The organism is Pseudoalteromonas luteoviolacea NCIMB 1944 (assembly GCF_001625565.1).
GTDB classification, from domain to species: Bacteria; Pseudomonadota; Gammaproteobacteria; order Enterobacterales; family Alteromonadaceae; genus Pseudoalteromonas; species Pseudoalteromonas luteoviolacea_F.
The window spans coordinates 1-14520 of record NZ_AUXS01000071.1 but is presented as its reverse complement, the minus strand read 5'-3'; the positions used below and the strand labels follow the sequence as shown (position 1 = coordinate 14520).

Below are 14520 nucleotides of genomic sequence, written 5' to 3'. Positions count from 1 at the left end.
ACGGCGGACTCAGAAAGTAATGCCACTTTGGACATTGCAGCCGATACATTCACCGATGGAGCAGGCAATAACAATACGGCAGCGACCCAGCTGCCCATCACGGTAGATACCAAGGCACCGAGTGGCCACGGTGTTTCGTTTGGCGACAGCTTATATTCCAACACAGAAAAAACAGCGGCATCCTTTACCTTTAGCAGCGCGGAAGTGGGGGCAACATACAGCTACACCATTTCGAGCAGTAATGGCGGCACAGCGGTGACTGGCAATGGCACGGTGACGTCAGCCAGTCAGCAGCTATCCAACTTGGATTTAAGTGCCCTCAATGATGGTACATTGACTTTATCTGTGACCTTAACGGATACCGCGGGCAATGCAGCAACAGCAGTGACTGCCAGCAGTACGTTAGATACTACAAGTCCAACGGTAACGACGTTCAGCGCATCTGATCCTACGCTGAAAGTCGGAGAAACGGCGACTGTTTCAATTACATTAAGCGAATCCAGCAGTGACTTTTCTGTCGAAGATATCAGTGTGTCTGGTGGCGCCCTAAGTAATTTTTCGGCAAGTTCTGGTACGCAATATAGTGTTGTATTTACACCCAATGAAAATACAGAAACCAATGCTACGTTAGACATTAATGCGAGTAAATTTACAGACAGTGCAGGTAATGCCAATACCGCAGCCCAGCAACTAACCTTGAGTGTTGATACCAGTGTTCCAAGTGGGCATGCAGTAGATATCGACCAGACATTGATCAACCGTGATAATGAATCAGCATTGAGTTTTACGTTAACTGGTTTAGAGGGAACAGGCTCATTTACCTACACCGTTACAGACTCAAATAATCAGTTTGTTACGGGCAATGGGAATATTAATGCTGCTACTGCTCAGGTATCCGCGGTTAATGTCAGTAACTTAGCAGAAGGTACTTTGACGTTAGCAGTTATAATCACAGATGCGGCAGGAAATAGTGCTAGCCTTATCTCTGATACAGTCACCAAGAAATACAACGTGGCACCAACGCTTAGTGGGGAGCCTGCGAATACCATTGCACAAGGACAAGCATATAATTTTATCCCTACTCTGGTTGATCCTGATGAACAAGATACACATACCTACAGCGTCACAAATCTACCCAATTGGCTAACCTTCAATACGAGCACAGGAGCTCTTTCTGGCACCCCAGCGGATTCAGATGTAGGTCAGTACAATAGTATTTTGATCTCCGTGAGTGATGGAACGGACACTGCCTCCTTGACGAGCTTTAATCTTGAAGTAATTAATGTCAATGATGCACCGAACGGTACTGCCTTTAGCTTCTCAACAGAGGAAGCGGGGCTGCTAAGTATCAGTGCGCAAGCGGGTTTATTGAGTACCGCAACCGATGACGATACTGATAGTGGTGATACATTATCAGTAGAGCAAGTTTCAGCGCCGTCCTTTGGTCAGTTAACGCTAAATGTGGACGGTAGCTTTACTTACCAACATGATGGCAGCGAAAACCACACAGATCAGTTTACTTATCGGGTCAAAGACGCATCCAATGCCGTGTCTGATACTTATACCGTGTCAATCACTGTGACGCCTGTTGCCGACTCGCCTACGGCGGTCAATGATGTGCTCACCGTAACAGAAGACAATTCAGGAAACATAAACCTGCTGGCCAATGACAGCGATCCAGAGCAGGATATCGTAGCATCCTCAGCGACTGTGATCACAGCTCCAACAAAAGGTACTGTGTCGATATTAAATGGGGTTGCGACATATTCACCAAATAACAATGAGAATGGCAGTGACTCGTTTACATATTCAGTCAAAGATGCCCAGCAAAATACCTCTAATACTGCAACGGTATCGGTGACTATTACCGCGCAAAATGATCTGCCTGTGGCAAAAGAGTTAGTGATTAATACCTCGGAAGATACTCATTCAGATCCGCTTCAAGTGCGTGCTCAAACGACGGATATCGAAGATGGTATGCCAACAGGTGATCTAGCAATTGCATCACAACCTACCAAAGGTGCCGTAGTAATAGATCAACAGCGAGGGACGTTTACTTATCAACCGAACGCAAATCAAACGGGTACTGATAGTTTTACGTATACAGTGGCAGATAGTACAGGCGGTATATCTGCACCAATGACCGTTACGGTCAACATAGGTGCAATAAATGATCAGCCGGTAGCACTTGGAGATAGCGTAACTACCGACGAGGATGTCAGCACCACGTTGTCAATTCTATCCAATGATAGTGATGTTGAAGATCAAGGCTTTAATGGCGCTAACATAACACTTGAAGATCAAGGGAATGGCGCTGGAAACTACGCTAAAGCAATGGTTACGATTCAAGCGGATGGGCAGTTAAATATCGCACCTGTCGCTGATCAAAACGGTGTATTTACGTTTAATTATACACTGACCGATAGTGAAGGGTTGATGTCTGATCCGGCGACAGTCAGCGTGACGCTTACACCGGTCAATGATGCGCCAGTCGCGAATGACAATACGGCGAGTTTACAAGAAGAAGGGTCTTTTGAAGTCAATGTTCTGGGTAACGATACTGATGTCGATGACAATGATAGCTTTGATTTATCCAGTGTTACGGTCATTGACCAACCTCAATTCGGTCAGGTAGTTGTAAACGCACAAGGTGCTATTGTCTATACGCCAAATGAGCATTACTTTGGCGATGATTCATTTACTTATACAGTCCAAGATGCTGCGGGAGCTATATCAAATAAGGCGACGGTCACTATGACGGTGACCCCTGTTAATGACGCTCCAGTGGCGCAGGCTCAAGCGCTTAGTTTAGATGAAGATGCCAGTTTAGGTGTGACGTTAAATGCCACAGATCAAGAGAATGATTCGCTGAGTTACCGTGTGTTGACGGGAGTCTCTCGTGGCACACTAGTCCAGCAGTCAAATACGACTTGGTTATATACCCCAACGTCAGATTTTAACGGCAGTGATAGTTTTACCTTTGTAGCTAATGATGGCACCGACGACTCTCAAGCCGCAAATGTGTCTTTGACCGTAACCCCAGTTAATGATCAACCGACAGTGACAGGTCAACAAGTTAGCGTCGATGAAGAAAGCACCGTTGCTATCACTTTGAGTGCTCAGGATATCGACAATGACAGCTTGACCTACCAAGTTGTAGACCAACCAACTAGGGGCACTTACTCACTAAGTGGCAGTGTTGTTACCTATACGGGTAATCAAGACGACTTTGGTGCGGACAGCTTTACGTTTAAAGTGAATGACGGACAAGTTGACTCAGACCTTGCGACAGTCAATATCACCATTAATAACATTAATGATGCACCGGAAATTTCAGGTACGCCGAGTGAACAGATAGATGAAGACAGCACATATACCTTTGTACCAAATGTGGACGACAAAGATGGCGATACCCTGTCATTTACGATTGAAAATAGACCAAATTGGCTTAATTTTAATACCACAACGGGAGCTTTGACTGGTACGCCAGAGAATAGCCATGTTGGGGTGTATAACAATATTGTAATCAGCGTATCTGATGGTGAGCTTACAACCTCATTGGTCGCGTTTTCTATAACAGTCAGTAATACCAACGATGCACCGACGATTGGCGGTATACCCTCAACCTCTGTAGACGAAGACAGCGCGTATAGCTTTACACCTGTCGCGGCAGATATTGATGGCGACACGTTGAGTTTTAGTATTCAAAATGCGCCTCCTTGGGCTAGTTTTGACTCTTCAACAGGCGCACTTACTGGTACACCCCAAGATCCTGATGTCGGCAATTACACAAACATTACTGTGTCAGTGAGTGATGGCCAAGTGTCAGCGACATTGGCGGCCTTTGACATCGCGGTCAACAATACTAATGACGCACCTGTTGGCCTTAACCGTGGTTTTAACGTCAATGAAGGGGGATCATTGGCTGTTGATGCTAACAACGGCTTGCTCAGCAGTAGTTTTGTGTTCGACGACGACCTTGATAGCGCCGATTTTGTGTCGATTGTTGATATCAGCCAGCCATCTTTCGGCACACTTACTGTCAGTGCAGATGGTAGCTTTACATATCAGCATGATGATAGCGAAACACAAAGCGATAATTTCACTTACCGAATTCAAGACAGTTTTGGGGCACAGTCTAATGTTGTCACCGTAAATATTTCAATTACGCCGATTTCTGAAGCACCTATCGTGCAAGACGACAATGCGCAAACGAGTGAAGACACGGCGGTTACCATCAACTTGCTGGACAATGATTCGGATCCCGAAGGAGACATAGTGGCCTCTTCGGCAATCGTGGTTGATCTGCCAGCAATGGGTACTGTTTCAATCGAAAATGGTGTAGCGACTTACACGCCCAACTTAGATGTAAATGGCTCCGACCTATTTACCTATATTGTATCTGATCAAACGTCAAATAACTCGGAGAAAGCGACGGTATCTATCGTGATTTCCCCCGTAAATGATAGACCTCAGGTACAGGCGCTCAATGCAAATATTGAAGAAGATGCGCAGCAAACAAGTATCAATGTAAGAGCATTTGCCACAGATATTGAAGATGGTATTCCCACAGGCGAGATAGCATTGGTAGCTCAGCCTGTCAAAGGAAGTGCAGTAGTTAACAGCTCAGCAGGAGCCATAGATTATACGCCGTTTGAAGATGAAGAAGGCTCCGACAGCTTGTCTTACACCATTGCTGATAGCAATGGTGCAGTATCTGAACTGGGCATTGTCTCTATCAATATTGGTGAAGTGAACGATGCGCCAATTGCGGCTGACGACAGTGTCAATACACGAGAAGATACCCAAGTTATTCTCGATGTATTGAGCAACGATAATGACGTCGAGGACGACGGTTTTAATGGCGCGAATATCACGTTGCAAAATGGCGGAACGTTTGATTTTGCAACCATATCAATATTGGCTGACGGCCGCTTGCAAATCGACCCTGCACAGGATCAAAATGGTCAGTTCAATTTCACTTATACGTTAACTGACAGTGAAGGGTTAAGTTCTTTGCCAGCCTCCGTCGCACTCACAATAAATGCGGTCAATGATGCACCAGTTGCCAATGACGATATTGCTGCACTTGATGAAGAGGGTGTTTTTGCTGTCAATGTATTGGGTAATGATGTGGATGTAGATGGCAGCAGCGAACTTGATGTATCAACGGTGACCGTGATTACGCCGCCGACAAAGGGACAAACAACCATAGATGGAATGGGGCGTATCGTCTACAGCGCCAGCTCTAATGAAGTGGGGAGTGATAGCTTCACTTATACCGTGAGGGATATGGCTGGGGCATTGTCGAATGTCGCGACAGTGGTAATGACCATAGACAATATAAATGATGCGCCTCAGGCTCAAGATGATAACTATGGTGAAGAAACTTTTGATGAGGCTACGGGAACATACCGCTTAGCTGTTTTGAATAACGACAGTGATGTAGACATTGGCGACTCACTTGCATTACTGAGTGCACAAGCGTCAGTGGGCAGCGTACAGGTACAAGGAAGTGAACTGATCTATACACCTGAGGATTCGTTTAATGGTGTCGTTATCATTGAGTATGTAATTAAAGATGAAGCAGGTGAAATTAGTCGTGCGGTCGCCGAGCTTACGGTAAATAGAAATGATGCACAGGGCACGCCACCATCAATCACTGTGCCAGCTGATGTGACTATAGATGCGACAGCCTTATTTACAAAAGTGAATTTAGGCAATGCGACAGCAACCGACAGCAACGGCAACGTCATTGGCGTGTCATTAGTCGACAATAATTTACTGTTTCCTCCTGGTAGACACTTAGCGACTTGGCGAGCTGAAGACAGCAATGGCCTGAGTACATTTGCAACTCAGAACGTACTGGTCAACCCGCTTATCTCTTTGGCTAAAGATGCCCAGCTTTCGGAAGGACAGAGCTTTACATTAGGTGTGTACTTAAATGGTGAGGCAGCTCGATACCCTGTCCAAGTGCCTTTTACTGTCTCTGGCACAGCTAATAGCTCAGATCATACTTTGTCTAGTGGCTCGGTCACAATTGAATCAGGAATTGAAGGGCATATCTCATTCAGCATATTTGAAGACGGGCAAAGTGAAGGTAACGAATCTATCATAGTTACCTTAGATGATACCTTGAACAGAGGTGCCAAGTTCACAACGCAAATCACCATCGTCGAGGACAATGTAGCGCCTGATATTGAGTTAAGTGCCCTTCAAAATAATGAATTACGCACCACGGTAACGGCGAATGAACAATTGGTGACCATTACTGCACAGGTCACAGATCCTAACTTGGGCGATACAGTGACATTGCTTTGGGAGCCTTTAAATTCTGAATTGCAAAATATCAGCACAGTTACTGATGAATTTGTCTTTTCGCCACAAGCTTTGACAACAGGTGTATATGGGATCTCGATTACTGCAACGGACAATGGAGAGCCAAGCCTCTCCAACACTGCTCAAATATATCTAGAAGTAGTGCCGGAATTGGCTGTCTTGACTGCCCAAGACACAGATGGAGATCTAATTCCGGACAATGAGGAAGGTCATACAGATTCGGACAATGATGGTATTCCCGACTATCAGGATGCGATCACCGATTGCAATGTAATGCAGGAGCAAGTTACAGAGTCTTCGCAATTTTTAATTGAGGGCGAACCAGGTGTATGTATCCGAAAAGGGGTAACAATTGCACAAAATAGTACTGGCGGAGTACAGCTTTTACCTGAAGAGATTCAAGAGGATACAGGTGCGATAAATATTGGTGGATTGTTTGACTTTATCGCGGTGGGACTGCCGCAAGCAGGAGATAGCTACAGTATTGTTATTCCTCAGCGTAATCCGATACCTGTCAATGCGGTATACCGCAAGCTCAAAGGTGATCGGTGGGTCGATTTTGCAGTTGATGGGCAAAATAGAATATTTTCTTCGCTTGGAGAGCCAGGTTATTGTGCTCCTCCTGGTAATGATGTGTGGCAGGAAGGCTTAGCTGAAGGGCACTGGTGTGTAAAACTGCAAATTGTGGATGGTGGTCCAAACGATGATGATGGGATCGCAAATGGCAGTATTATTGATCCAGGTGGCGTGGCAGTAATTAACACAGGTAATAACTTGCCAGTTGCAATATCTGATGAAATAACAGTTGGTGCTGGTCAGGCAATTCAGATTGATGTTTTGGCAAACGATTCAGATGTTGATGGCGATACTTTGACTATTACAAGTGCAACGGTCGACTTTGGTGTTGTTGTAATAGAAGACAATAAGCTGACCTATATGCCGCCACTGACTTTTGTAGGGTTAGCTACTATCCAATACAGTATTACTGACGGTCAAGGTGGTACTACAAGTAGTATTGCCACCGTGAATCTAGCTGTGAACTCTGCACCGACTACTAAACTAGATCAAGCTTCGACAACCGACAAAGCTGCGATCACAATTAATGTGCTAGATAACGACTTTGATGCGGATGGTGATGCATTTTCTATCATAGAAGCTGTTGCGCAAAATGGCTCCGTGAGTGTTAATGATGATGGTACTATCACATATACACCTAGATCAGGTTACGAAGGTGTCGATATCGTCACTTACACAGTAGTAGATGGCAAGGGGGCAATATCACAAGGAATAGCGCAGGTGACGGTAACTGCGTATAAATCCGTTAATATTGAAAATAAATCGTCAGGTAGCCTAGGAGGGGGACTAATAGTGATACTTTCTGCATTAGTAATACGAAGACGAAAAACCATACTGCCTAGCTTTGCTTTGATCTCGATGAGTTGTTTACTTCCAGGCACTGCTTATGCGGACACTTGGACGTTAAAGGGCACTTTAGGAGAAGCGCAAGCCAGTGAGAGGGTTCACAACAATAACTCAGGCTTACAAGTAAAAAACATCGACGATACAAGTTCGTCATGGTCCGTTAGTAGCTATTTCGAATTATTGCCTAATTGGCATGTTGGTATTGGGTATGTCGACTTGGGACAAGGTCGAGTTGATTTTGAAGGGGCAAGTCTGACACCCGGAGAAGCGCATACTGCGGTATCACGAATAGCGCCTGTGCTGCCTGAGGGCTTCACTGTGCAAGTAAACTATGATTTATTTACATGGCATAGTATTAAAAGCGAAGTATTTGTTGGTGCATTTGACTGGGAATATAAAATAACCAGTACGCGTGATAATCGATTTTTGCAAAGCTATGAGGCGAGTGAAACGAACGCATTTGCGGGTGCCGAGCTGGGTTATCAAATTAGTGAGCACTTTGAAGCGGGCATTCAATATCGCCACTTTGATATAAGTGAAAATAAAATCAATGAATTTTCGCTATTTCTTGGCGTGCAATTCTAAACAAGTGAGACAGATAGGAGCAACAAGCTTGGTTGCTCCTAAGATCAATCTAACTATCATTAATTGGCATTGCTAAAAACTGCTCCAGCAGAGGTGGCGGTGTGTCAACTTATCTCTATACCTTGTTAAAAATTTATTATCTCAGCAATGTACTTCTAGTTTTCTCGGCGCAAAGCAATGGGATATAAAGGCACTTCCGCTTAATGTCTCGGATTAAATAGCATTTTTGAAATCCCTAGCTTTAATTAGAGGGATTTTTAACCAGTTTTAAATTACATTTTCAATTCCACTCTTTATTAGATAAGTGACAACAAAGCTATAGTTTAAATGTTGTATCTGAAATGTTGTTAATTTGTTTGTTTTATTTGGTTTTTAAAAGATTAAGCATGCTTATTGGGTTGTTTATTAATTTTTTTATGGTTTTTTCTGTTTTTGTTTTGGTAATGAAAAGATTAATATATATGCCAGTTAAATTGTTTTTTGTTGATCTTAATTTCACTAAAGTGTATAAACTCACTTAATTTAAAGTGGTCTGATGTTTTTAAATGGAATTAATGTACCGATACGTGAATTTTACTCATTTTAATGATTCATACTTATCGAAATCAGCAGTTTTAAAAATGTTGGTGGTTATATTCTCCTGTGTAATTTCGGTTGTAAATTTTGGGGGGTTTTACTATCAATACAACTATCCAAAATGGGTGGTTTTTGACTCATTTTGTATTCTGCTAGTTATTTATGCAATTCGTTCTTTGCCTTCTATTAAGCTTAATGTAATAGGGTTTGCAATCGGGTTTTTAGCTCTATACATGCTCATTACTTTAGCTTGGGCTCCCAATATATTTGAGTCTGCGCTATTTATTTGCCGATTTTTAGCTTTTACTCTATCGATATATATATTGATTTCATCCTTTTCTAAGGAAAAGCTATTGAGCGTAATGACCGATAGTGTTTTTTATGCATCTATTGTTTTTAGTGCTGCTACTATTTACGAAAGGTATTGGCTAGGCAATGCTTATTCGAGTAGTAACTTCTCGCCTATCGGTTTTGTCAATTACTTGGGACATGTGTTAAACATTTGGATCCCAATACTTGTTTTATCAATTTACAACAAACGAAAATCACTCCCTCATTTGCTGCTTGGCCTAATCAGTTTAGCATTTCTGATGCACTTGTTAGTGGAGTCAAATACTAGGGGCACTATCCTCGGTTTATTGTTTGCGGAAATAATAGTCATATGTGTCATTTTGCTTAAAACAAAAAAAGTGCCTATTAAGTATTTCTCAATTTCAGCCGCATTTTTGGGGGCTGTTGTGAGCTATAGCGCCATTGATGAACTTGGTTTTTCAAAGCTTGAAACACAACTCAAGTTAATTCAATCGTTAGACACAGGTAGAGATAAACTGTTTTTGAATACCATAGATATGATTAAAGATAATCCATATGGGGTTGGTGTTAATAATTTTGAATACATTCATCAGAAATATGCAAAAGCTGGTACGGAAGAGTCTTCCCCTTATATTACAGAGCTAAGTATATTAAGAACGCCATATAACATATTGTTAAAGTTCTATAGTGAACTGGGCTTTATTGGTGGTAGCTTGTTCTTAGTGATTTTCGGATTGGTTTTTATACAGGCACTTCATAATTTGTTGAAGGGAGATTACATAGATGCCTGGATTTTTATGGCCGTATTCTCATTGTATTTCCACTCGATGTTTAGCTCTGTGTTTTTAACCCCAGTAAGCTTGTTCTTTTCTATTCTTTTATTCTCATTTTTACTTTCCAGACGAGGCTTTTTCATAAAAAGTGCGGTGAGTTTTAGAATAGAACCAGTATTCCTATGCTTACCGTTAGTTATTTTTTTAGGCTATTTGTCTACTTTAAAAACAGTGTCAGGAAACTTAACTTCTACGGGCTACCGTATCGGTGATACGGATAAAGTACAAAGTGCACTTGACATGAATCCGCACGATTATTTTGCTGCGCTGAGGTTGTTTGACCTGTATTTAATAAAAGAGCGTAACGCAGAACAAGCTTTAAAAAGCTTAGAACATGCCATCAAACTATATCCATACAATTTATATATGTTGATCCGAGCCGCTGAGGCTTCAGCTCAATTGGGACTTAATAATAAAGCTGAGATGTACAAAGCACGTGCTCTAGCTATAAACCCGAACAATACTCAGGCTTTATCAGTGAACACGGGAGGGAAGTTACGAGAGTAAATAGCAAGAATTTATACACCTTCACGTTTGAAAGTACCGAGTTCATTGATGAACGTTATTTTATTAAAGGAAAACAACGAAAATGAATAAACTACATTACCTCGCCCTGACGCTACTCGCTTGTATTAGCCTTTCTGGGTGTGGAGGCGGTGGTGGCCAAGCATCAAATGATGCAGGAAAATCACCTGTTACTCAGCCGGATCCTAAGCCCGATCCAAAGCCGACCCCAGAACCCGATAAAGGAGTCGCAGATCATACTGTTAAGCAATCTAAATTAGGTAGTAGCCGAGTCCAAGAGACAACTTCAGGTGCCCATGATTTAGCCGCGACAGTGTCGATTGTCACAAAAAAAGCAAGCTCTGAAAACTATAGCTTGTCCAATGCCGCAACGAATTAATTAAATTAAAGAATAAAGGGAATATATGTTTACTAAAAATGCGATAGCAGTTGCACTTGCAGCTGTGAGCGCTATCTCCGTGCCTGCAATTGCCGCTCAGCTTAACCACCAAGGTACACTGACTAATTCAAATACTCAGGAAGCTGTGAATGGCACAGTTTCTATGACGTTTAAATTGTATTCACAAGATCAGGTTGTTTGGGAGTCAACGGAAACAGTCGAAGTTACAGATGGCGCTTACTCAATCAGACTTGGCCAAAACAATGCGATTGATGCAGCTATTTTTAAAAACAAAGATCTAGAGCTAGGGATCACGGTTGGCGATGATACGGAAATGTCGCCGCGATTGAGCATTGATACAGTCCCAAGTGCCTATTACGCAGATGTAGCCAGTAAAGTCGAAGGTGAGGTTGATGCTACATCAGTTTCCGTTGGTGGTAATGTCATCATTGACGAAAATGGTCAATGGAAAGGAGACACTACAGGGCTGCGCGGTGCGGATGGTATTGACGGCATTAATGGTAAAGACGGCGTTGACGGCAAAGATGGCGCTGATGGTAAAGATGGTGCTGATGGACAACCCGGTGCGAAGGGTGAAAAAGGTGATACAGGTGCCCCTGGTGAAAAAGGTGACACAGGTGCCGCTGGCGAAAAGGGTGAAAAAGGTGATACAGGCGCCCAAGGTGAGAAAGGTGAAAAAGGTCTGCAAGTAAAAGGTGCGTGGAGTGATGCTGCGGCATATGCAGTGGATGACGTCGTTTCTTTTGGTGGAAGTATCTATATTGCAGTAGCTGCAATTAGTGCCCCTGAAGCCGAGCAGACAAATCTTGATCCAGTATCAGCGCCAGACGTGTGGAATTTGTTGGTCGCTAAAGGTGAGCAAGGCGTTCAGGGCGAACAAGGCGAGCAAGGTATTCAAGGTGTGCCTGGTGAACAGGGGGCTCCTGGCACTGCTGGTGAGAAAGGCGAAAAGGGCGAAAAAGGTGAGCAGGGTATCCAGGGTATTCAAGGTATTCAGGGGAGCCAAGGTGAGCAAGGTATCCAAGGTGTGCCCGGCGAAAAGGGCGAACAAGGCATACAGGGTGAGCAAGGTGTTCAAGGTATCCAAGGTGAAAAAGGGGACCGAGGCTTACAAGTCAGAGGCGAGTGGAGTGGCAGCGCTGCATATGCCATTGACGATGTAGTTTCTTTTGAAGGCAGTGTATATATTTCTGTTGTTGAAGTCGCGGCGCCTGCTGAAGGAGGCATCAATTTGGCACCAATCGCCTCTCCTGGAGTTTGGACTTTATTGATCGCTAAAGGTCAGCAAGGTGAGCAAGGGCTTCAAGGTGAAAGAGGTCTGCAAGGTGAGAAAGGCGATGCTGGTTCCCAAGGTGAAAAAGGTGAGCAAGGCCTGCAAGGTGACAAAGGCGACAAGGGTGAAGCTGGTGCCCAAGGTATCCCAGGAGAGAAAGGTGACCAAGGCTTGCAAGGCCTAAAAGGTGACAAAGGTGATGCTGGCCTTCAAGGTATCCAAGGTATTCAAGGTATTCAAGGTCTTCGCGGTGAGAAAGGTGAAAAAGGCGAGCAGGGTATTCAAGGTATTCAGGGTATTCAAGGGGAAAAAGGTGATAAGGGTGACAAAGGTGATCGTGGTCTTGTCATCAAAGGCAACTGGAGTGCAACAGATGCGTATAGCGTAGATGATATTGTTGTACACGAGAACAATGCCTATGTTGCTAGAATCGCAGTCTCTGCGGTTGCCGAAGGAAATGAACCAAATTTAGCACCATCAAACACCAATAACAGTTGGCTGTTATTGTTTAATGGCGTTGGCTCTGGTCTGGCCGGTAAAGATGGCTTAGACGGTGCTAAGGGTGAACAGGGTATCCAAGGTATTCCTGGTGAGCCTGGCGCCGCTGGTGAAAAAGGTGACAAAGGTGAGCAGGGTATTCAAGGTATCCAAGGTCTTCCAGGAGCGCAAGGTATCCAAGGTGAAAAGGGTGACCAAGGTTTACAAGGCCTGAAGGGTGACAAAGGCGACCCAGGTGCACAGGGTATTCAAGGTATCCCCGGTGAAAAGGGTGATCAAGGTATTCAAGGTATTCAAGGTGAAAAAGGTGATAAAGGTGATAAAGGTGATAAAGGCGACAAGGGTGATCGCGGCTTAAGCATCAAAGGAAACTGGAGTGCGACAGAAGCCTATCAAGTTGATGATGTTGTTGTTCATGAAAATAACGCCTATGTTGCTCGACTGGCCATCGCGGCGGTAGTTGAAGGTGATGAACCAAACCTTCCTCCCTCAAATACAAACAACAGTTGGTTGCTATTATTCAATGGCGTTGGCTCAGGCTTAGCTGGTAAAGATGGTCTAGATGGTGAAAAAGGTGCACCGGGTGAAAAAGGCGAACCGGGCGCGCCAGGCGCACCGGGCGAAAAAGGTGAGCCGGGTGAAAAAGGTCAAGATGGTGCGAATGGCCTAAATGGTAAAGATGGTGCCAATGGTAAAGATGGTGAAAAAGGTGAACCGGGAGCGCCAGGCGAAAAAGGTGAACCTGGTGAAAAAGGTCAGAAGGGTGATAAAGGCCTACAAGTTGTAGGTGCTTGGTCTTCAGCTGCCGCTTATTCGGAGGACGACGTTGTTACCTATGAAGGCAGTGCCTATATTGCAAAAGTAGCGGTACCTGCTGGCGAGCAAGCAAACTTGCCTCCGAAAGACGCATCAGCACAATGGGCGTTATTTGCATCTAAAGGCGATACGGGCATTCAGTTTATTGCTGGGGGCTATAACTTGGTTACTGAGTTTGTCGCTGGTGATGTGATCACCTACATGGGCAGTGCATATATTGCAACGCAAAAAACAGTCGCTGTACCTCCAACAGATCCTCAAGGTAACCTGCAACAGCCGTGGCAACTATTAGCTAAGGGCGCAAGTTACGATGAGTCTCAGTTTGCACTAAAAGCGGACCTACCAGATCTGACTGTCTATGTGACGAAAGCTGAATTTACTTCTGGCTTAGAGTCAAAGGCAAACAGCATTACTGTGACGGGTTTACTTGAAACAAAAGTAGATAAAGCTGCATTCGATACAGCCCTAAGTGCAAAAGCGGATATCACTGTATTGGATTCTAAACTAGCACTCAAAGCAGACCAAGCGGCAGTTGATACGGCATTGGCAGGCAAAGCGAACCAAACAGCGGTCAACACTGCGCTTGCGTTAAAAGCAAATAAAGCAGATATGGATACTGCATTGGCAGGCAAAGCAAACCAATCTGCGGTAGACACGGTGCTTGCGTTAAAAGCAAATAAAACGGATGTGGATACAGCGCTAGCTGATAAAGCAAACCAAACAGCGGTCAACACAGCGCTTGCTTTAAAAGCAAATAAAGCGGATATGGATACTGCATTGGCGGGTAAAGCAAACCAAGCTTCGGTCGACTCAGCACTTGCGTTAAAAGCAAATAAAGCAGATATGGACACTGCATTGGCGGGCAAAGCAAATCAAGCTTCGGTCGACTCAGCACTTGCTTTAAAAGCAAATAAAGCTGATATGGACACTGCATTGGCGGG

3 protein-coding genes and 1 pseudogene are annotated in these 14520 nt (G+C 44.1%); all 4 read left to right on the top strand.

From position 1 onward, the window contains the following. Positions 1–27: 27 nt before the first annotated feature. Positions 28–8346 carry an Ig-like domain-containing protein gene (locus N483_RS22400; RefSeq protein ID WP_231105489.1) on the top strand — a complete coding sequence of 2773 codons (8319 nt, stop codon included), beginning with the start codon at positions 28–30 and terminating at the stop codon, positions 8344–8346. A gap of 545 nt (positions 8347–8891) precedes the next feature. Beyond that, complete coding sequence (locus N483_RS22395) at positions 8892–10574, top strand: O-antigen ligase family protein (RefSeq protein ID WP_155250727.1); 1683 nt, start codon at positions 8892–8894, stop codon at positions 10572–10574. An 82-nt stretch (positions 10575–10656) separates the two neighbouring features. Beyond that, positions 10657–10971: a hypothetical protein gene (locus N483_RS22390; RefSeq protein WP_023398197.1), complete on the top strand. Its 315-nt coding sequence runs from the start codon at positions 10657–10659 to the stop codon at positions 10969–10971. A gap of 25 nt (positions 10972–10996) precedes the next feature. Next, a pseudogene (locus N483_RS27545) lies at positions 10997–14520 on the top strand (collagen-like protein); the annotation flags it as partial.